22 protein-coding genes are annotated in these 19,872 nt (G+C 49.9%); 16 read left to right on the top strand and 6 right to left on the bottom strand.

The window, feature by feature from the left end:
- Nucleotides 1-11: 11 nt before the first annotated feature.
- Nucleotides 12-1,004, bottom strand: a complete 993-nt coding sequence (locus HGT70_RS05475) for an aldo/keto reductase (RefSeq protein WP_214195161.1) — start codon at nucleotides 1,002-1,004, stop codon at nucleotides 12-14.
- A 190-nt stretch (nucleotides 1,005-1,194) separates the two neighbouring features.
- Nucleotides 1,195-1,344 carry a hypothetical protein gene (locus HGT70_RS05470; protein ID WP_214195160.1) on the bottom strand — a complete coding sequence of 50 codons (150 nt, stop codon included), beginning with the start codon at nucleotides 1,342-1,344 and terminating at the stop codon, nucleotides 1,195-1,197.
- A gap of 323 nt (nucleotides 1,345-1,667) precedes the next feature.
- Here HGT70_RS05470 and HGT70_RS05465 point away from each other — a divergent pair, with 323 nt between their 5' ends.
- A complete protein-coding gene (locus tag HGT70_RS05465) occupies nucleotides 1,668-2,558 on the top strand; it encodes a LysR family transcriptional regulator (protein WP_071429741.1) in 891 nt (296 codons plus the stop codon).
- 48 nt (nucleotides 2,559-2,606) lie between these two features.
- Here the strand turns inward: HGT70_RS05465 and HGT70_RS05460 are convergent, their stop codons facing one another.
- On the bottom strand, nucleotides 2,607-3,872 hold the full coding sequence (locus tag HGT70_RS05460; RefSeq protein ID WP_214195159.1) for an SfnB family sulfur acquisition oxidoreductase: 1,266 nt from the start codon (nucleotides 3,870-3,872) through the stop codon (nucleotides 2,607-2,609).
- Nucleotides 3,873-4,990: 1,118 nt separating this feature from the next.
- Here HGT70_RS05460 and HGT70_RS05455 point away from each other — a divergent pair.
- The gene (locus HGT70_RS05455; RefSeq protein WP_157725272.1) at nucleotides 4,991-5,398 is read left to right on the top strand and encodes an Exc2 family lipoprotein; all 408 of its coding nucleotides are present in this window, start codon (nucleotides 4,991-4,993) and stop codon (nucleotides 5,396-5,398) included.
- Between the two features lie 756 nt (nucleotides 5,399-6,154).
- Here HGT70_RS05455 and fliE read toward each other — a convergent pair.
- Complete coding sequence (gene fliE / locus HGT70_RS05450) at nucleotides 6,155-6,454, bottom strand: flagellar hook-basal body complex protein FliE (protein ID WP_214195158.1); 300 nt, start codon at nucleotides 6,452-6,454, stop codon at nucleotides 6,155-6,157.
- A 220-nt stretch (nucleotides 6,455-6,674) separates the two neighbouring features.
- Between fliE and fliF the strand changes: the two genes are divergently transcribed.
- The 13 genes from fliF (at nucleotide 6,675) to fliR (ending at nucleotide 17,079) form a co-directional block, all read left to right on the top strand.
- Entirely contained in the window at nucleotides 6,675-8,324 is a 1,650-nt protein-coding gene (fliF, locus tag HGT70_RS05445; RefSeq protein WP_214195156.1) for a flagellar basal-body MS-ring/collar protein FliF, read from the top strand.
- Entirely contained in the window at nucleotides 8,321-9,313 is a 993-nt protein-coding gene (gene fliG / locus HGT70_RS05440) for a flagellar motor switch protein FliG (protein WP_071430528.1), read from the top strand. The genes fliF and fliG overlap by 4 nt, the downstream gene beginning before the upstream one ends.
- Nucleotides 9,306-9,995: a FliH/SctL family protein gene (locus HGT70_RS05435; protein ID WP_157725318.1), complete on the top strand. Its 690-nt coding sequence runs from the start codon at nucleotides 9,306-9,308 to the stop codon at nucleotides 9,993-9,995. The genes fliG and HGT70_RS05435 overlap by 8 nt, the downstream gene beginning before the upstream one ends.
- Nucleotides 9,995-11,359, top strand: coding sequence for a flagellar protein export ATPase FliI (gene fliI / locus HGT70_RS05430; RefSeq protein WP_214195155.1), 1,365 nt, complete (start codon nucleotides 9,995-9,997; stop codon nucleotides 11,357-11,359). Before HGT70_RS05435 ends, fliI begins: the two co-directional genes overlap by 1 nt.
- Nucleotides 11,356-11,802, top strand: coding sequence for a flagellar export protein FliJ (fliJ, locus tag HGT70_RS05425; RefSeq protein WP_214195153.1), 447 nt, complete (start codon nucleotides 11,356-11,358; stop codon nucleotides 11,800-11,802). Before fliI ends, fliJ begins: the two co-directional genes overlap by 4 nt.
- On the top strand, nucleotides 11,799-12,851 hold the full coding sequence (locus tag HGT70_RS05420) for a flagellar hook-length control protein FliK (RefSeq protein ID WP_214195151.1): 1,053 nt from the start codon (nucleotides 11,799-11,801) through the stop codon (nucleotides 12,849-12,851). The genes fliJ and HGT70_RS05420 overlap by 4 nt, the downstream gene beginning before the upstream one ends.
- A 143-nt stretch (nucleotides 12,852-12,994) precedes the next feature.
- On the top strand, nucleotides 12,995-13,492 hold the full coding sequence (fliL, locus tag HGT70_RS05415; RefSeq protein WP_214195150.1) for a flagellar basal body-associated protein FliL: 498 nt from the start codon (nucleotides 12,995-12,997) through the stop codon (nucleotides 13,490-13,492).
- Between the two features lie 5 nt (nucleotides 13,493-13,497).
- Nucleotides 13,498-14,502 (top strand): flagellar motor switch protein FliM, encoded by a 1,005-nt coding sequence (gene fliM / locus HGT70_RS05410; RefSeq protein ID WP_214195148.1) that lies wholly within the window; start codon nucleotides 13,498-13,500, stop codon nucleotides 14,500-14,502.
- Nucleotides 14,495-14,890 (top strand): flagellar motor switch protein FliN, encoded by a 396-nt coding sequence (fliN, locus tag HGT70_RS05405; RefSeq protein WP_214195146.1) that lies wholly within the window; start codon nucleotides 14,495-14,497, stop codon nucleotides 14,888-14,890. Before fliM ends, fliN begins: the two co-directional genes overlap by 8 nt.
- 10 nt (nucleotides 14,891-14,900) lie before the next feature.
- Nucleotides 14,901-15,275, top strand: coding sequence for a flagellar biosynthetic protein FliO (gene fliO, locus HGT70_RS05400; RefSeq protein WP_071430544.1), 375 nt, complete (start codon nucleotides 14,901-14,903; stop codon nucleotides 15,273-15,275).
- Entirely contained in the window at nucleotides 15,272-16,009 is a 738-nt protein-coding gene (fliP, locus tag HGT70_RS05395) for a flagellar type III secretion system pore protein FliP (protein WP_157725320.1), read from the top strand. The genes fliO and fliP overlap by 4 nt, the downstream gene beginning before the upstream one ends.
- A 17-nt stretch (nucleotides 16,010-16,026) precedes the next feature.
- Nucleotides 16,027-16,296 (top strand): flagellar biosynthesis protein FliQ, encoded by a 270-nt coding sequence (gene fliQ / locus HGT70_RS05390; protein ID WP_214195145.1) that lies wholly within the window; start codon nucleotides 16,027-16,029, stop codon nucleotides 16,294-16,296.
- Between the two features lie 3 nt (nucleotides 16,297-16,299).
- The gene (gene fliR, locus HGT70_RS05385) at nucleotides 16,300-17,079 is read left to right on the top strand and encodes a flagellar biosynthetic protein FliR (protein WP_214195144.1); all 780 of its coding nucleotides are present in this window, start codon (nucleotides 16,300-16,302) and stop codon (nucleotides 17,077-17,079) included.
- 14 nt (nucleotides 17,080-17,093) lie between these two features.
- Here the strand turns inward: fliR and HGT70_RS05380 are convergent, their stop codons facing one another.
- Entirely contained in the window at nucleotides 17,094-18,047 is a 954-nt protein-coding gene (locus HGT70_RS05380) for a DUF808 family protein (RefSeq protein ID WP_214195143.1), read from the bottom strand.
- Nucleotides 18,048-18,070: 23 nt separating this feature from the next.
- Nucleotides 18,071-18,346, bottom strand: coding sequence for a hypothetical protein (locus tag HGT70_RS05375; protein WP_071430552.1), 276 nt, complete (start codon nucleotides 18,344-18,346; stop codon nucleotides 18,071-18,073).
- A gap of 179 nt (nucleotides 18,347-18,525) precedes the next feature.
- Between HGT70_RS05375 and shiA the strand changes: the two genes are divergently transcribed.
- Entirely contained in the window at nucleotides 18,526-19,830 is a 1,305-nt protein-coding gene (shiA, locus tag HGT70_RS05370) for a shikimate transporter (RefSeq protein WP_071430553.1), read from the top strand.
- Nucleotides 19,831-19,872: the final 42 nt, after the last annotated feature.

Below are 19,872 nucleotides of genomic sequence, written 5' to 3'. Positions count from 1 at the left end.
TTTCCCATGACTTACATCATGCCGAGCACTGGGTGGGTAACGTAGGGGGCTTCAAGCAGGGTGATCTCTTCTTCGGTAAGCGTAATCGCTAACGCGGCGACCGCCTCAACAATGTGGTGTTCTGCCGTTGTCCCGATAATAGGGGCAGTGATACCAGGTTTACTCAACATCCAAGCAAGTGAAAGTTGCGCCATGGAAATCCCTCGCTCAGCTGCCATTGCCTCAACATTATTAATTACGACCTGATCAAGGTCATTCGTACTGTCCCATACCCATTTGGACACCTCATCGCAGCGTACACGATCAGTGATTGTATTCCAAGGATGAGCCAAACGACCCCCAGCAAGTGGGCTCCAAGGCGTAATTGCGACTTGACGATCCACACAAAGAGGGATCATTTCTCGCTCTTCTTCACGGTAAATTAAATTATAGTGGTTTTGCATCGCAACGAATTTTGTCCATCCCTCCCTGTCCGCAAGGTTCTGCATACGCTCAAATTGCCAGGCAAACATACTCGATGCACCCAGATATCGTACCTTTCCGCTTTTCACCACATCGTGGAGGGCCTCCATGATCTCCTCCATCGGCGTCAAGGGGTCTAAACGATGAATGGTATAGAGATCGACGTAATCAAGCTGCAAACGCTTAAGGGACTTATCAATCTCACTGATGATCGCCTTTCTTGATAATCCCCCACCGTTGGGTCGTCCTGGACGCATATCCATTTTTACTTTAGTGGCAACAACGATATCGTCACGGTCAAGTCCAAAATGATGGATAAGCTTGCCAGTAACCTCTTCACTCGTACCTAACTGGTAAATATTTGCAGTATCGAAATAATTAATCCCCAGCTCAATAGCCTGTTTAAAAATAGGCTTAGCTTCCTCGAAATCCTTAGCCCAGGGAAATAATCCGTTCTCACTACCCGGTTTACCAAAACTCATCATGCCTAGACCTATTCTAGATATATCTAAACCTGTATTGCCTAATTTTATATAGTTCATTCAATTCTCCGATAATCGACTCAAGACATTGAGTACTGAATAATGTTGCTAATTTTTAATAGCAGTAAGGATGACAACGATGGCCAATCCCGCTAAAACCGTACCGCCCATAAAAGCCCAATGATTCTGTGCGACCAATAACTCAATACCGGTTAAGGAGGTTTCACGTGCCGTCGACGCAACCCTAACGCTAATTCCAACGTAATAATGGAAGAAAGAAGCCCCCAAAGGTCAACGTATAAGCACTGGCAACCCGTGACAGTCCAATATCACTGAACCCCAACTCACGCTTAATACTGGGCAATCCAGTAATAACGACGGAGTTATCAATTACAACCATGGCGTAACTATCAACAACAACGTGAGGTTAAGTGTCGGGCGTACTTTATTGTTAGTAAAAACGTCGGACATGGTGAGAGCCTATTGAATAAAAAGATAAAGCCTGAAGCTTAAAACTGCTTTATCACGAGAGTGATGGTGAATGGGAATCCCCAAGACGATAACGGGTGGTCCGATAATGTCGTCTACTATAGGCGAATTGTGGTAGCTGATTAAGCCGGTTAAAATCATTAAGCTCATGAATCATTTTCATCTTAAATCTATACAATTCATGAATTGAGATTTATTATCTCACCTAAGGTTGTTTGGGGAGAAAAATCAATTGTGAAACGTGAAGAAATGAGCGATTTGATGACATTCATGGTCGTGGCTCAAGAGCAAAGCTTTACGCGGGCGGCGGCGAAGTTAAATCTCTCGCAGAGCGCCATTAGTCATACCTTACGCAAATTAGAACGCAATCTCGGCGTCAGGCTCCTTAACCGTACAACACGAAGCGTGACCTGTACTGAGGCAGGTCAGCGTATTCTCGATACGTTACTACCCTCTATCCAAGAAATTGAAGGCTTACTTAACTCTCTTGATGATTATCGCGAACTCCCCAAGGGGAATATTCGCATTACCGCAACAGACTTCGCTGCAAATTATTTTTTACTCCCAAAGTTACAACGCTTCATCAGCCAGTATCCCGATATAAATATCGAAGTCGATGCAACATCGCGTATGGTTAATATCGTCGCGGAAGGCTTCGATGCAGGGATCCGGTTAGGCGAACAAGTCGAAAAAGATATGATTGCCGTCAAGATTGGGAAAGAGACACAGATGGTCGTCATCGCTTCACCACACTATCTCAGCGCAAAAGGTATTCCCACTCATCCTCAAGATTTACTCGCGCATAATTGTATAAATTTACGCATGATCACTTCAGGCGCTATCTATCAGTGGGAATTTAAAGATGGCGAGAAAGCTTTAAGGATTAAAGTTCCTGGCTCTATCATCTGTAATAATGGAATGTTTGCTATCGGAAGCGCAATAAAGGGGTTAGGCATAGCTTGTGTATTGAAAGAGGCGGTGGAACCGTACTTAGAGAGTGGCGAGTTAGTCCAACTCCTTGGCGATTACACCCCCTTCTTCCCGGGTTTCTATCTCTACTACCCTAGCCGTCGCCAAAACTCGACGGCATTTCGTCTATTGATACAAGCGTTAAGGCTAGAGTAAGCGTAACGACTATAATAAAGAAGTCCTTACCATCTGGCATATAACCCCTTAACTCCAAGCGTGACGCGGGGGATTGACATGATTAAGGTAGTAATTACCAACGTGAAAATATTTCCAACGCACTGGGTCGTGTAGCGTATGAGTCCGAGCATTTCGCCAGTGCCTGTCTAGATTGTATTCGCTTAGGGTCGACCGGGTTCCGGCTAGCTCAAACAACTTATTCCCGCTATTGATCGCGATCTCAGTCGTCAAAACTTTCGCTTCTGCGGTCGCTACCGTCGCGGCGGCCACAGTTTCTTCACTCGGTGTGGCAATCGCCTGGTCAATCAGCTCTCCCGCCTGCCACAGTAACGCCTCTGCGGCGTGTAAGCGGATAGAGAGATCGCCGATCGCACTAATAATAAAGGGATCTTCTGCGGCGGTTTCTTTACCGCTATCAATCCAAGGCCGGGACTTTTCTTTGATAAATGTCAGCGTGTCGTTAAGCGTACCTCGTGCTATTCCTGCGTCCACAGCCGCTTGAATAATTTGTGAGATAGGTCCGGCTGCGGTTGGCTGTTCGAAGGATTTCCATGCGGGAACTATCTGCTCTTTCTCCACCACAACATTATCGAGAATAACCGTGCCAGAGGCTGTGGTCCGCTGACCAAAACTCGACCAATTATTGATGACCGTAAGCCCCGGAGCATCACGCTCAATAAGGACTAATTGCGCCTTCCCCTCTTCATCGACGGCGACGGCGTGTACGAGGTGAGCAAGCAGCGCGCCAGTTGCATAGAATTTCTCCCCCTGTACCACGTAACGACCGTTTAACGGCCGTAATGTGGTTTGAAAGTCAGCGACTGTTTTCGAGTTTTTTTCAGAGAACGCATTCCCCCAGCGGGTACCCGCTAAGACATCAGGTAAAAAGCGTTGTCGTTGTGCCTCGCTCCCATCCGCGATTAGGTGTGCGACACCCGCTAGATGGTTTTGCGGGATCTGTCCTAACGCCGAGTCGGCCGCCGAAATCGTGGCGATAACCTTAGCTACGGTTTTGTAAGAAACCTCTGCACCGCCATAGGCTTTAGGAACGGTCATTGCCCACAGTCCACTTTGAGAAAAACGCTCTAATTCGTTAACCGGTAATAGCCCCTCTCGATCACGGCGAGCGGCATCGACGGCAAACTGGAGCGCAAGCTGCTCGGCTATCGCGAGGGCTTCTTCGTCGTTATGAATAACATGCGCAGGATGTAGAGAGCGTGGGAGTGGCGCGAATTCCTGGGTGGAATTAACCTTCACATCCGGATGGTCGAGGCCCTTTTCTAATGTCGTCATACGTATCCCTTTATATCAGCAATAGGAGATGTGAAAGGCATGATGACATAGCTTTTTAGCCGCTGATAATATCAATAGTAGAATTAGTAAGCAGTAAAATGGTAATGGTCTAGATGTCACTATTGCTAGGACAGTTTACGGGGAGCAATGCGAAGTCGTTACATACGAGCATTGGCCGCTTTAATGACGTCATGGCTTTTCTTAGAAAAGCCTATGCCGGATAGTAAGAAAAAACCTTGAACACTCTTTTATCCATAAAAATATTCAATCAATAATTTTAATCCCAAAGATTAATAACTCTGTATAATGTAAACACTAATAATAAAACTGTTTTTTTATCCTGTTTGTCCCGCTTCGGCGGGATTTTTTTGTATTGAGTTCCTAGTAGAATTTTTATTTTCCAGAAACAAACCGTTAGTTTTTTGATTTTTATAGGTTTTTTGTGGGTATGGTCGATAACGTGAGTACGCGAAGATATTTTTTACTGAAATACTGGAACCTTTCGTAATCCTTACACTCTGATAAGTAATACCCTCGTATTGACAACATCCATTCCTGATACTTCGCCGCACTCTGTTGCGGCTTTTTTTTACCTCTCTCGAAAGGCAGGAGCACTCATCACGTGAGTCGCGACTGAAATGTTATTCCTTAATTTTAGCGTAACACTTGGATTGCAGGCGCTACATCCTCAATGGCGCATACCGTAGCGATGGCACTGTACTCGCGGAAATGATGTCTCACCCACAGAGAAGCGTGCAGGATTTTGTTCTGCTTCCACTTACCAGCACTTTCTTTGGTCGTACTGGGAGTAAGCCATACCCCGTCAATATAACGAGGAAGAGCTCACTGGTTGATAATGTTCATTGTGTTATCTATGAAAGAAAAAATCGAAGAGGATCATCACCTTGTGATGAAATTAAGAGTTTCGAGTGAGTTTGATTTCAGCGGTGTAGTTTTCGCCTGTTCTGGATCGCAGGAGTCTTTCGCGGCCTGTATCACAGGCTGGTAAGAATACCCCGCGCAGAAGTTTCATCAGGTGAAATTGCAGTTTTGTTCCTCCCCTATAATGCGGTATAACGTCAGTGCTTATTAAATCAGAGTACTAAGTGGAGTTTTTGGTGAAATTTAAATGTCTCTTTGCCTTGGTCATTGCTTCTTCTTTGATATCCGGATGTGCACCCACTTCAGTAGTTGGTAAGAATGCTAGGCATTTATCGTTGCAATTAGCAGCAGATAATCATGATGTTAATACCCGGAGTTTAATTACTGATACTCAATATTCATTAGAGAAATTTTTACAGCAATTTTACGACTTAGGTAAAAAAGATCGCCAAAAAGGTATGGATACGAATCACGCTTATCAGCGGGTTTCCTCATTTGTAAAGGATGATGTGTTTAACCCAAAAACACAAAAGAGTAATTATATTAATCGTAGCTATGATGCTAACAATCCAGATTCTCAGGCGAAACGGCTACTTGATTCAGCGATTAAAACTTACTGGGATGGTTATAATGGTGTGATTTGAATATTGGCCTATTCAGACATTACCGATATATCAGAAATTAAGGATACGAAAATCAAAAGTTGGGTGGAGGATTCTATGTCGGCAACTTTTCAACGGGTTGATGCTGAATACAGAATTTAATTATTCACAACTCTACCAGCACGGGAGGTTGAATTCTCTGGCTATCATGACCAATCGCTAGACAGGAAGCTAGACGTTGTCAGAGACCTCGCGTGGTATGCTCGTATTGAAGAAGTTAAGCACCTAAACTGATGGGTGACTAACGACAGACTTGCCGAAATAGCAGATGAAAAGATTATCTTCAGATTATTACGGAAGCAGCAGTCAATTACTCAGGATCAGAAGAAGTTTTGCGATGTGTATTGCATACTAAATGATTAAGCGAGAAGTCGAAGTAGTTAACTTCGTGTGCAACCCGCAAGTCAACTCCAACAAAAAAGATAGCCACACCCCATAAAATGGTCCGTCGCTATCTCAAACGAGGAAGGCGGCTTTGAAGGTTGCGGCAATTACGGACAGATAAGCCTATCAATCTCGTCACAACTCTATCTGCTGGAGCGAACCCGAATTTCCATCGCTAGCCAAATGGACACATCAAGGTATAGAGGGTCCACAATGTTTACGGGCCTTGGATACCTGAAAACGATGCAAGCCAGAGGGCCATGCTGAACAATAAATTAACGATTTTTCCCCATCAGTGCCCCATGGGCTAAAGGCGATCAATACATAATTATATCATTCATAAACTTAACTACCCTACACCGACATATTCATCACATCGTTATACGCCGCAATCATCTTATTACGCACTTGAACCCCGAGTTGCAGTGATACGGTAGCCTTCTGTACTGAAATCATTAAATCATTCACCCCTACCTCACTTTGCCCAAGCTCAATGCCTTTAACTTGTTGAGCAGCCTGATCTTGATACTGACTGATTGAATTAAGCATTGAAGAAAATACCGTCGAGAACCCCGGCTGCGTAGACTCGCCGTCAGCACGTGCTGCCGTGGCCAATGCTGAAACTGGTGCGCTAAGCGCGGATAGACTCTCCATCGTAACATCCCTAAGACTGATTATAGTTCAGCGACTCTAACACGATGGATGGGGGTTAAATCTGGAAAGTAGCCATGAAAAACCCACCTCATTCGACCATTACTTCCTCATAGAACTTAAATAATAAGCATGATTAATAGCGGTTATAAATCTGTCTCAACGAGGAGAAACATGTGCTGTCACATTATACCCACCACAAGGTTATGCTAGGAGAGCCTGCATGAGCGTCACTACTGCTACCCTACCCACGACGTTATGGCGTAGAGTCCAGCGCGCGATTACAGCCTTACGTGACCAACAAAAGGTGGTCTTCATCGTGGCAACCGCTTTCTCGGTTGCGCTGGTCACTGCCTTGGCTCTCTGGGCACGTAGTCCAGACTACGGGACACTGTATGGTGCCCTCTCCGACGCAGAAGGCGGTAACATTATCAGCGTCTTATCAAAGATGAATGTCCCTTACCAACTCGATCCCCAGACTGGCGCGATCCGCGTTCCTCGCGATCAATTGCGTGAACTCCGTTTACGCTTAGCCAGCCAAGGTTTGCCTAAGAGCACGACAACGGGCTACGAGTTACTAGATGAAGAGAAATTTGGGCTAAGCCAATTCAACGAACAGGTTAATTTCCAGCGGGCGTTAGCGGGTGAACTCTCGCGTACTATCGAAACGCTAGACCCGGTGATGACAGCGCGCGTACATCTGGCACTGCCGCGTCCTAGTGTGTTTGTCCGCGATAAACAGCCCCCTACCGCGGCAGTGACCTTAACACTGCAACCGGGCCGAGCCCTTGACGCCTCACAAATCAATGCCATCGTTCACCTCGTGGCGAGTAGTGTGGCGGGGATGAACGCGGATCAGGTGACCGTCGTCGACCAGACTGGAGAGCTACTCTCTGGCAGCGGTCTTGCGGCACAAACCCAGAACACGACGCAATTACATTACACGCAGCGTATCGAGAAATCGATTCAACATCGTATCGAACAGCTATTGCGCCCGATGCTCGGCCAACAAAATATACGCGCGCAAGTCACGGCCGATATCAACTTCGATCGACAAGAACAAACAGACGAGCGTTATCAACCCAACCACGATACTACACAGCAAGCTATCCGTTCTGCGCAACGTAGTCGAAGCGAACTCACTCAGCAACAGGCCGAAGGCGTGCCCGGCGCGCTGTCGAATCAGCCTACCCCCGTCGCACAAGCAGGGATAGACGGTAATAAAACGGCCACCGCAGACAATAAAACGCCGCCATCATCGGCTAAAAAAAATATCCCCCTACAGGCCAGTAACGAAAGTACCGTTAACTACGAACTCGATAAAACCATTCGTCATACTCAACTTAGCACTGGTGGGATCAAGCGCTTATCGGTGGCTGTCGTCGTTAATTATCGACGCGATGATCAGGGAAAAGAAACCCCTTTATCCTCTCAGCAAATGGCGCAAATTAATGCATTAGTAAAACAAGCGATGGGCTACTCCGCTCCGCGAGGCGACAGTGTCAATGTGGTCAATACCCCCTTCAGCCCACATGAATTCGCCGAAGAGGCGTTACCTTGGTGGCAACAATCGCAATGGGTTCCATTGGCGATGACAGGTTTACGCTGGCTTATCGTTCTGGTGATTGCGGGTGTGCTGTATCGTAAGGTGATTGCCCCCGCATTTCGACAATTCCAGCAACGGCTGGATCCCACCGTCAATGAACCACCGGTCGAGACCACGGCGACTGACCCGCACCTCAACGAGGCGGCGCGCAAAGCCCAGCTACGTATTAATGCCGAACAGATGAGTCAGCGTATTCGCACAATATCGGAAAATGAACCACAGGTGGTCGCTTTAGTGATCCGCGATTGGATGGGGGGAGAGCTATGAAGATGACAGGAACCGAACGGAGTGCCATTTTAATGATGACACTGGGCGAGGAGCGTGCGGCCGAGGTGTTTAGACACCTAAACCAGCGTGAAGTCCAACACTTAGTCAGTGCCATGGCGGCGATGCGCCAAGTCTCTCAACAACAACTCACTCACGTGCTGCAGCAATTTGAACACGATGCCGAGCAATATGCCGCGTTGTCGATCAACTCGAACGACTATCTTCGTAGCGTGCTGATCAAGGCCTTGGGAGAAGAGCGTGCCAGCAGCCTGTTGGAAGATTTACTCGAAACGCGGGATACCACCTCGGGCATGGATACCTTAAACCTGATGGATCCCCTGTCTGCCGCCGATCTTATCCGCGAAGAGCACCCGCAGATCATTGCCACAATTCTCGTCCACCTCAAGCGCTCACAAGCCGCTGATATTCTGGCGCACTTTGACGAACGGTTACGCCAAGACGTGATGTTGCGTATCGCTACCTTCGGTGGTGTGCAGCCAGCCGCTTTAGCCGAGCTAACCGAAGTGCTTAACAACCTGTTGGACGGCCAAAATATTAAACGTGCAAAAATGGGCGGTATCCGTACCGCCGCCGAGATCCTTAACCTGATGAAATCTCAGCAAGAAGAGACCATTATCGATGCGGTCCGTGCCTTTGATGGCGATCTCGCTCAGAAAATTATCGATGAGATGTTCTTGTTCGAAAATCTGGTCGATGTCGACAATCGCAGCCTACAGCGACTACTTCAAGAGATCGATGCAGAACAACTACTCATCGCGCTGAAAGGCGCCGATAACGCACTGCGTGATAAATTCTTAAATAATATGTCGACACGTGCGGCCGATATCTTACGTGATGACCTTATTAATCGTGGACCTGTCCGCCTTTCGGATGTCGAGACAGCACAGAAAGCAATACTACTGGTGGTTAGACGGCTCGCCGAGAGCGGCGATATGATGATTGGAGGTGCCGATGAAGCCTATGTCTAAACACAATGCCGCCAGCGCATGGCAAAAATGGCAGCCACAACGTTTTACTTCATCGGAGCCCGAGGCGGAAACGCTCCCCCTTGAACAGCCTCTCCCTGAACAGCCGCTTACGCCGACGATCGATGCCCAGCAAGAGATCGAGGCGTTTCGTGCCAAGGTTCAGCAACAAGCTTGGGAGGAGGGTTACGCCGCCGGTAAAGCCGAAGGTGAGCGTGACGGTCAAGCGCTAGGTACGGAACAGGGTGCAGAACACGCCCGCCAGCAACAAGCGCACGTTCTCGCCCAAATTGAACAACGTGTAGCGCAATTGACGCTCTCTTTCGATCTACTTGAAGAGGCAGTCAGTCATCGCCTAGTGCAAGTTGCCTTAGAAGTGGCCCATAAACTAATAGGTGAAGAAGTGAGTCATGATGCGCGAATGGTCGTCACTCAAGTGAAACAACTGTTGGCAAACGAATCATTACTCAGCGGCACATTGACCTTGCATATCAACCCGCAGGATCAGCAGTTACTACAAGGACAGCTAACGAGCCTAGCGGAGCATCCACGCTGGGAGGTGGTGGTTGATAGCACCCTACCACCCGGCGATTGCCGGTTAACGAGTGAAGAGGGGGAGCTTGAAAGCGCCCTTTCTCACCGCTGGCAGGCACTCTGTGAATTCGCCCAGCAGGGGAGTGACTAATGTTACCTCTTCAACGCTGGATAACGCGCCTAACGTGCTTTGAACAAACTATCAGTACCACTTTGGCACCGCGCCACTCTGGATATCTGACGCGGGCGACCGGCCTTGTCCTCGAGGTCAGTGGTCTACAACTCCCCTTGGGAAGTCATTGCTGGATTGAACGTGGTATTGGCAACACCGAAAAAAAATGTGAAGCGCAGGTCGTCGGGTTCAAAGGTAAGCGCCTCTTCTTAATGCCACTTGGGGCAATGGATGGCCTTTGCCCGGGGTGCCGTGTCTACTCATCACAAGGAACGACAGCGATGACAGGATGTTTTCCTTTAGGGCCACAGCTACTGGGTCGAGTCGTCGATAGCAGAGGACGCCCATTGGATGGGCGTCCTCTGGTTACGCCTGACATGGGTAAACTCACCACCCCCCTGCTCAACCCCTTGCAACGTCAACCTATCGATCAGGTGCTCGATACCGGGGTGCGAGCAATCAACGGCTTACTCTCCGTAGGGCGTGGGCAGCGGATGGGTCTGTTTGCCGGCTCCGGGGTGGGGAAAAGTGTGCTCCTTGGAATGATGGCGCACTATACCAGTGCCGATGTCATCGTCGTCGGGCTGATTGGCGAACGGGGACGAGAGGTTAAAGAGTTTATCCAACAGATCCTCGGCGAAGAGGGACTTTCTAGGGCCGTTGTGGTGGCTGCGCCCGCTGATGTCTCCCCTCTATTACGCCTGCAAGGTGCGGACTATGCCACGCGTATCGCCGAGGATTTTCGTGATCGCGGCAATAACGTATTGTTAATTATGGACTCGTTGACGCGTTATGCGATGGCACAGCGTGAAATTGCCCTCGCCATCGGTGAACCCCCCGCAACCAAAGGCTATCCGCCTTCGGTATTTGCCAAACTCCCAGCCTTGGTGGAGCGTGCGGGCAATAGCGACAGTCAGCACGGGTCGATCACCGCCTTCTACACCGTGTTAACCGAAGGCGATGATCAACAGGACCCGATCGCCGATGCGGCACGGGCGATTCTAGATGGACACATCGTCCTCTCTCGCGAACTCGCCGAATCCGGACACTATCCGGCTATCGATATTGAGGCCTCAATCAGCCGAGTCATGCATGACATCGTGACGCCTCAGCAGCTGCAAGAGGCTCGTGAATGTAAGCGCCTCTTGGCGCTCTATCAGCGTAATAAAGACTTGATCAGCGTGGGGGCCTATACCGCGGGGACGGATCCGCAGCTCGATCGAGCCATCGAATGCTACCCGGCTATATGCCGATATTTACAACAAGAAATCGCCCAGCGCTGTGACTATATCCAGGCTTGTACTGCGCTGACCGCACTAGTGTCAGGGGATGAGGAGAAATGATGGGCCGTAAAACTATCTTAGACGTGCTGCAGCAAAGAGAGAACGATAAACTCGATATCGCCGCCCAACAATTGGCAACGTTAAATGCTGAGCGCCATCAGGCATCGCGACAACACCAGCAATTGCAGCACTATCACCTTGACTACCAACAGCTCCTGCACCACGAATCCGCCGGAGGTATCTATCGTTATAGGCGCGATAATTACCTGGCGTTTTTGCACACGGTCGACCATGCGCTCGACGCACAGGCCCAGACGCTTGCCACACTCGACCAACAGCAACAGCAATGCCTCGACGAATGGCAATCCTCGCGAAAAAAAGTGCAGGCGTTGCAGGTGTTACTCAACCGTCGCGAGCAACGCATACAACGTCATCAAGCCCGCGCGCAACAAAAAGCTAACGATGAATTCGCTCAACGCCGTTTTCAAGGAACCGATCAATGACGATTAACCTTCTCTCGCTATTAGCCGTGCCCAAACAGCTCTCGACACATTCCGCGACGCCCTCGCTAAGGCCAGGCGATGTCTTGAGCGAGGCCCCGCGCGTGCTATCTTTCGCCGACTTACTCGCCCCCACCTTGGCAATAAAATCATCTATCACGCCAAAGCCTACTAAAGAGAGTGCTGACCACTCGCCCCATCCCCCTCTAGAACGCAACGAGCAAGCCTCACCACGCGTGGAGCCGCTACCCTTACCCACAAATCTTATACTCGCCGTCGGTCAAATGGTACCACCGCCAGCCGCGGGGAGTATCGTCAACACCCTAGAGTCGCGCGCTCAGCCTTACGAGCGTGAAAAGACACCGAACGCGCAGTCATCACTCAAGAAAATACCGCCCGTGACTCTACCCGCTGAGCCGGTGCTCGAACAACGCGCTACCTTACTCAACGTCTCACCACCTCCAGACACGATGCAAAATGCCTCACCGCCGACTTTAGTACTCACACGCACGCCGCTACGTGAACTGCATGCCTGCGCCGCGCAGTCATCCTCTGTCCTCATGCCCTCTCCTCCGGCGTTACCCGACCTGCCGGTGAAACAAGCCTCCGCCCAAGAATTACATGCCCCGTTAGGTTCGCCGCAATGGCAGAGGGATCTCTCTCAACAAATCATTTTTCATCGACACGGGACGCAGACGCTCCATTTGAAGCTGCACCCTGAAGAGTTAGGCGATTTGAAAATCTCAATGACGGTGAACAAAGACCATGCAGAGCTGATGATGGTATCGAATCACGGTCAGGTGAGAGCCGCGCTAGAGGCCGCCCTCCCCCAGCTTCGTCAAGCATTAGCAGATAATGGTATTCAGCTAGGAAATAGCCAAGTTGGGCAAGAGACCACAGGCCACTCTTTTCACGGCTCATCTCACCCGTCAACGAGTTCGCATCCACAACCCTCAAACTTGCGAACAATGGGCCATCCTGAGCCTGCCTCGAATTCACCCCAGCCTTCGGTGCGCCCTCGCGATGGTAGCCAGATATCGCTCCTCGTTTAGTTCTACGCTCAGTCGGTCAAAGGCTGAGCGAACCGCTTAATATTCTAGAAATAGTACCTTTAATCTGCGCATCAGCCCCTATTCAACCTTGGATAATACGTCGCATACCCTTTTAAATGCTATTGCAAGGATATTGATAGGCCATGCCGACCTCGACTCACACCCCGAAGAAGTCCTCTCGAAAATGGATAGTCCTGTTGCTCGTTATCGTAGTGATTGCCTGTGGCGCAGCAGGCTATGCGTTCTGGAAACTACGCGCGCTCAGTGCCTCGGCCGCTACGCAAACCTCTCTGCCCTCTGCGGTCAGCGCCGAGGTGCCGCAGCCGCTCTTTTATCCCCTAGAGCCGTTCACGGTTAACTTGGTCGACTCGCCGACGCAAGAAGAGCGGGTCCTCTATGTTGGGTTCACTTTACGGCTCAACGATCGTCAGACTGAGGAGCGTATTGTACGCTACCTGCCGGCAGCGAGAAGTCGTCTCTTGTTGCTATTAAGTCATCAACACCAAGCGCAACTACAGACCGAACAGGGGAAAATAGCCTTAACCGCTGAGCTTAAAGCGGCCTTAAAGCCTCCTTTTGCGCCGGGTTTACCCGAGCAAGAGGTTGCTGACATCCTCTACACCACCTTTATCTTGAGGTAGCAGTCATGGCGGATACCAGCTTATCTCAAGCAGAGATCGACCAATTACTTAATGGCGATTCAGGTAATCAGGAACCTTCGACTCAAAGCCCTGAGGCTGATGCGATTCGCGATTACGACCCAACGACTCAGCGTCGAGTAGTGCGTGAGCGGCTACAGGCCCTAGAGATCATCAATGAGCGCTTTGCTCGCCAATTTCGTATGGCGGTCTTCAATTTATTGCGTCGTAGCCCCGACATTACGGTGGAATCGATTGATATTCAGCCATATCAAGAGTTTGCCCGTAACATGCCAGTGCCGACCAATCTCAACCTCATTCATATGAAGCCTCTACGCGGCACTGCCTTGCTCGTCTTCTCACCGAGCTTGGTCTTTATCGTCGTGGACAATTTATTTGGTGGAGATGGCCGGTTTCCCACCAAAGTAGAGGGTCGCGAATTTACCTATACAGAACAGCGAGTGATCCGCCGTTTATTAGGCTTAGCGTTGGATAATTATCAAGAAGCTTGGCAAGCCATTTACCCCTTAACCATGGAGTACGTCCGGTCCGAGATGCAGGTTAAGTTTACCAACATTACCACCTCGCCCAACGACATAGTGATTAACACCACGTTTCAAGTCGAGATCAGCAACTTAGTCGGACATTTTAATATCTGCATTCCCTTCTCGATGATTGAACCGCTTCGCGAGTTGCTGGTGAATCCGCCATTAGAAAATAGTCAGCAAGAGGATTCGCTCTGGCGTGAAAATCTAGTGAACGAGGTGCAACAGTCTCCACTACCGGTAACGGCTAGGCTCACGGAACTCTCGGTCACCCTGCGCCAAATTATGCAGCTACAGGTCGGTGATGTGCTCGCGATAGAGTCTCCCGAACACATCATCGCCACGGTCGATAATGTCCCGGTATTTACCGCCTTACACGGTATTCATCGCGATCGATATGCCCTGCGCGTCACTCAATTAATTACGCCGCTAGTCTCCACCTTACAAGAAGGAACGTCTCATGAATGATACCGTCGATACCCCTGACAATCACGACCCAGTCACTGATCCTTGGGCCGAGGCACTCGCCGAGCAGCAGGTCAATGAAGAGGCAACACTTCCCACGCCTGCGACGCCAGAAGATAGCGATCCACTCCACGATATTAATCTGATTATGGATATCCCGATCCAACTTACTGTCGAGTTAGGGAGAACCCGAATGACGATCAAGGAGTTGCTCCGCCTTACCCAAGGCTCGATTGTGCCGCTCGAAGGGCTAGCCGGGGAGCCTCTGGATATTCTCATTAACCACTACCTTATCGCGCAAGGCGAAGTTGTGGTCGTGAATGATAAATATGGGGTGCGGATCACCGATATTATTACCCCCTCCGAGCGCATGCGCCGCCTTAGCCGATAGTGAGTAGATAATGACTACCTCTACCATTGCGCCGTTAGCCGAGGTATCGGTTAGCCAGATGGTGCTCCAATCTGGCGGGGCATTACTCGTTGTGCTGCTCGTCCTGTTAGCGATCAAGAAACTCCTCAAGCATCTTCCCCATGCCCGTGCACTCAAGGGATCGCGCAACCTGATCATTACTGAAACGGTGATGATCGGCCCCCGTGAGCGTCTAATGGTCGTAAGGGTTGGCGAAAAACAAATAGTCCTCGGGGTCACTGCGCAAACTATCCAATTTCTTTGCCCATTAGATAGCCCGGTACAGAAAGAGCCGGATCGGCCAGCCCCTTCGTCTTCGCGATTCGCGCAGACCCTGGCCAAGCACTGTGTAAGGAACCTAAAATGAGTTATTTAACGCGCGTTTATCCCGCCCTCGCGTTCATCGCGACGCTAAGCTTACCGATATGCGCCTGGGGTGCCTCGCCCCAAACACTCTTGACTAACGGTCAAGAGTGGGCATTACCCGTGCAGACTATGCTGGTCGTAGGGGCGCTAAGTTTTATTCCTGCCGCCCTATTACTTACCACCAGCTTTACGCGTCTGATCATCGTCTTCGGGCTATTACGCAATGCCCTAGGCACCACCGCCGCACCGCCGAATCAGGTCATCATTGGTTTATCCCTTTTTCTCACCTGGTTCATCATGGGGCCGACTTTCGATCGAATTTGGCAAGACGCCTATGTACCCTATCAACAGCAAAAGGTGACGCTGGTGGAGGCCGTCGATAGAGGGAAACGTCCGTTGATGGACTTTATGCTGCATCAGACCCGCGAGGCAGATCTCGCCTTGTTCACGCGTTTAGCCCATGCGCCCTCCCCGCAAACCCCTGCTGCGGTCTCGTTTCGCGTGTTAGTCCCGGCCTATGTCACCAGCGAATTAAAGACCGCGTTCCAAATCGGCTTTACCCTGTTCATTCCATTCTTAATTATCGACTTAGTGGTCGCCAGCGTCTTAATGGCATTAGGCATGATGATGGTTCCCCCTGCGACCTTAGCGCTCCCCTTTAAGTTGATGCTATTCGTGATGGCAGATGGTTGGCAGTTATTAATTGGCTCGCTGGCGCAGAGCTTTATCAGCTAATCCATGAGGTCAGCATAATGACACCGGAAATGATCACCACTTTAGGGCAAGCCGCGATGAAGGTCGCATTACTCCTTGCCGCGCCGCCGCTGCTGGCCGCGTTACTTACCGGATTAATAATTAGTTTGCTGCAAGCGGCAACCCAAGTGAATGAACAAACGCTCTCATTCATTCCTAAAATCATCGCGGTGGTGGTGACGCTGCTGATCGCGGGGCCGTGGATGCTCACGTTGCTTATCGATTACGTAAAGACCATTCTGACTAGCTTTCCGCATTGGGTAGGCTAGCGCATGGAGTTAAGTCATCTAAGTAGTCTTATCGATCATTTACCTGCTATTTTTCTGCCCTTTTGCCGAATTATTGCACTATTTTCCTTCGCACCTCTCTTCTCGGAGAAAGCAGTTTCCGTCAGAATTAGAGTCGCCTTAGCCCTAGTACTCAGCCTAGTGATTGCTTTACCTTCACCGACTGACCCGCAACTCTCGCTCTTTTCGGCCTCTGGCGGACTGCTGATCATTGAGCAGTGCGCGATCGGGGCAGCCCTCGGGCTGAGTATGCAGTGTGTCTTTGCGGCAATACGCTTGGCAGGAGAGGTGATCGCCTTACAAATGGGGCTTTCATTCGCTTCGTTTTTCGATGCAGGGAGTCACAGTTCGCTTTCCGTCGTTGCACGCCTACTGACTTATCTCAGCCTGCTATTATTCGTCAACGTCGATGGCATATTATGGATGGTCGAGCACTTAGCAGAAACGTTCGAGTCACTCCCCTATGATCAACTCCCGTCACTGACGGAGCCATTTCTACAAATTGCACGACTCGGTGGAATGATTTTTACGCAGGCTTTGCAGCTGTCGCTACCGTTAATCTTTATGTTGCTGTCGGTCAACTTAGCGCTCGGACTATTGAACCGTATGACACCTCAGTTTTCAGCTTTCGTCATCGGCTTCCCCTTGACGTTGCTGATCGGTATTTTCGCCTTATACCAAAGTATGCCGCTACTGGTCGGTATGCTTGAGCAGATGATGGTGACAATAAGCCAACCACTCTTACATCTTCTCAGTGCGGCATAATACAGGTTGAGGGGTTATTTAGGCTGTTCGCTCTCTTTCTTAGTGCCAAATAGCGCACTGACGGCTTTGACCACAATAAGGACCAGTCCACCGAGAATCGCACCGACTAACAGGCTCGCGACATTACTGATCACGATCTCCCCGATATGGCTCATTGCGTCAGGTAACGCCTGAGTAAGGGTTTGCGTTAGACGCTCGACCCAATGGTGCAACCAAGGCCAACCGTGGATAACGATCCCTCCTCCGACCAAAAACATCGCCAGCGTGCCAACGACAGAGAGGAATTTCATTAGCTTCGGGGCTAACAAGAGTAAAAACTTCCCAAAGCCTTGGGCGACGCGATTAGAACGCTCTTCGAGCCAGTAACCGGCGTCGTCGATCTTCACAATCACGCCGACAAGACCGTAAACACCAACCGTGACCAGTAATGCAACACCTGCCATGATGATAATTTGGTTGAGAAGCGGCGCTTCGGAAACAATCCCCAGTGTTAGGGTTACGATCTCTGCAGATAAGATAAAGTCAGTACGCACCGCCCCTTTAATCTTATCTTTCTCATAGCTCGTCGCATCTTCTTGGCTAAGTTTAGCAAGGCGTGCCTGCCGGGCTTCAGGGCTTTTCTTGTCTTTTTCAGGGAAGATCCATTCGAGCACCTTTTCAATCCCTTCGAAACACAGGTAAGAGCCTCCCAATATCAATAAGGGCGTGATTAACCACGGCGCAAACGCCGAGATAAGTAGCGCCAGCGGGACTAAAATGACCTTATTCAGTAATGACCCCTTCGCTACCCCCCAGACGACCGGTAGCTCCCGGTTGGCTTTGACACCACTGACTTGTTGCGCATTGAGAGAAAGATCGTCGCCAAGTACGCCAGCGGTTTTTTTAGCCGCGACCTTACCCATTACCGAAACATCATCAAGTAACGTTGAAATATCGTCTAACAGTGCAAATAAACTTGTTCCAGCCAAAATAGGTATCCTTATCAGTAGCGTTAGAGAATATCGCTGTCTTCACAGCATGGGCAGCTATTTTCTTCAACCGCGGTCATATCAGCGAATCCCGGGGTATCCCACTCCACACGGATCGGCCTTCCCGCCGGAAAAGCGTGGTGGATATATTTAAAGACGGGCGTTTCTGTTAATCCAGAAATCTCCTCTGTCGCGATACAATCGTCACCGACAAAGATTTTTGCCGTCGCTTTACTTGCTACCATACGCTCGTCGTTTAAGGCGTAAAGGCGTGTGACGGTGAGACGTATTCTCGGCATAACTTTCCTCGTTAATGTCGCGATAATGATTTATAAACTTTACACAATCCATCGGATCCTGCCACTAACACTGCGAAAATACGGCGTAAAGCCGGTACTTCGCGATTGTTTTTCAATGAGAACTCAGTATTATTTGTCCGCCAATAAAAAACGCCTCGTCGTGGATAATAGATATAATTATGCAAGCTAACACCAACCTTTCAACGCCTCCCCACTCACCTTCATCTTCTCAAGCCAAACGGGCGGCTTGGGGGAGCTTCGCTGGAGCTGTCGTTGATTGGTATGATTTCTTATTATATGGCATAACCGCCGCCTTAGTCTTTAATCATCAATTTTTCCCTGCTATCAGTCCCGCGATGGGTACGTTAGTCGCCTTCGCAACATTTGGCGTCGGGTTCCTATTTCGCCCTTTAGGCGGCATCGTTTTTGGACACTTTGGCGATCGTTTAGGCCATAAGAAAATGTTAATTATCACTGTGTGGATGATGGGTGTTGCCACCGCAGGGATTGGCCTTCTCCCCTCTTTTGCGACGCTGGGCTGGTGGGCACCGGTACTATTAGTCATCCTTCGTGCGATACAAGGGTTTGCTGTGGGCGGTGAATGGGGCGGAGCGGCCCTACTCGCGGTCGAACATGCCCCCAAGCATCGTAAAGCCTTTTATAGTAGCGGCGTGCAGATGGGCTACGGCGTTGGATTATTGTTGGCAACCGGATTAGTCAGCATAATTAGCGCGCTGACCAGTGAAAGCCAGTTTGCCAGCTGGGGCTGGCGTATTCCATTCCTGCTAAGCGTTTTCCTAGTTGCTATCACGCTATGGCTGCGCAACGGAATCGACGATACGCCGATTGTCGCCTCGACGGAGAAAAAACCACGCTTACCGGTTATCGAAGCCTTACTTCGACACCCCTCGGCGTTTTTCTTGATTATCGGTTTACGCTTATGTGAGCTGCTAACGATGTATATCGTCACCACTTTCGCGCTGAATTACTCCACGCAGAATCTAGGCTTACCCCGCGAGTTATTCCTATCGATCGGCCTGATGGTCGGTGCAATCAGTTGCTTGACCATCCCTTGTTTCGCCTGGCTGGCAGACCGATTTGGGCGCCGACGCATCTACATTACCGGTGCCGCGATTGGCGCGATCAGCGCTTGGCCGTTCTTCTTCGCTTTAGAACAGGGAGCAACCTTACCGATTATCCTGTGTTCTCTGCTATTAGCGAACCTTGCTCATGACATGGTAGTCTGCGTGCAACAGCCGATGTTTACCGAGATGTTTGGAGCAAGTTATCGTTATAGCGGTGCGGGGGTCGGCTACCAGGTCGCCAGCGTAGTCGGTGGCGGTTTTACCCCGTTTATCGCCGCAGGGCTGGTCAGCGTGACTCAGGGCAGTTGGCATGGGGTGGCGTTCTATCTCATGCTAGGCTGCTTGCTCTCGCTATTCACCGTCTGCTTCGTGAAAAAGTCACATTCTGCTCGCGCGTAATAACGCCTAGCCGTCGTGATGCGTACCCTCCAATCCATCGCA

The organism is Rosenbergiella collisarenosi (genome assembly GCF_018494085.1).
Lineage (GTDB): Bacteria > Pseudomonadota > Gammaproteobacteria > Enterobacterales > Enterobacteriaceae > Rosenbergiella > Rosenbergiella collisarenosi.
Note: the sequence above shows the minus strand (reverse complement) of the source record. Positions and strands in the feature narration are given on the sequence as shown.